Below are 570 nucleotides of genomic sequence, written 5' to 3'. Positions count from 1 at the left end.
ATTGATGTGATATTTTATTTTGTCGTTAAACAGCTTCTGAACATATTCCGGAAGTTGTTCGATCACCCGCGGCATAAGAATTTCAATAATATCTTTTTTGATCTTGTTGAGCATACGATTGTCATCCTCGTCAAAATCGTCGTGCTGTGTAGAAACCACTATAGCAACTATACGTTGTGGCACGTTGTCATCGCTATATTCGATCGTTACCTGGCTCTTGGAATCGGGCCGCAGGTAAGTGATCTCATTGTTCTCGCGGCGTAATTTGGCAAGTTCAATAAGGATCTTGTGAGAGATATCCAGCGCCAGAGGCATGTAATTCTCGGTTTCTTTAGTAGCATAGCCAAACATCATTCCCTGGTCGCCGGCGCCCTGGTCTTCCTTGTTGCCACGATCAACTCCCTGGTTGATATCCTGGGACTGTTCGTGGATCAAAGAGATCACGCCGCAGGAATCCCCGCTAAATTTATAAGCACCTTTAGTGTATCCAATGTCATTGATCACATCCCTGGCGATGGTTTGCACATCGAGGTAAGTATCGCTCTTCACCTCTCCGGCAAGCACCACCTG

Annotated in this window: 1 protein-coding gene; it reads right to left on the bottom strand. The window is 45.8% G+C overall.

The features are described 5' to 3' along the window. A partial coding sequence (locus HC176_RS15865) for an S-adenosylmethionine synthetase N-terminal domain-containing protein (protein ID WP_280818695.1) occupies nucleotides 1-570 on the bottom strand: 570 nt, incomplete at both ends.

This window comes from Tamlana crocina, assembly GCF_012037625.1.
Note: the sequence above shows the minus strand (reverse complement) of the source record. Positions and strands in the feature narration are given on the sequence as shown.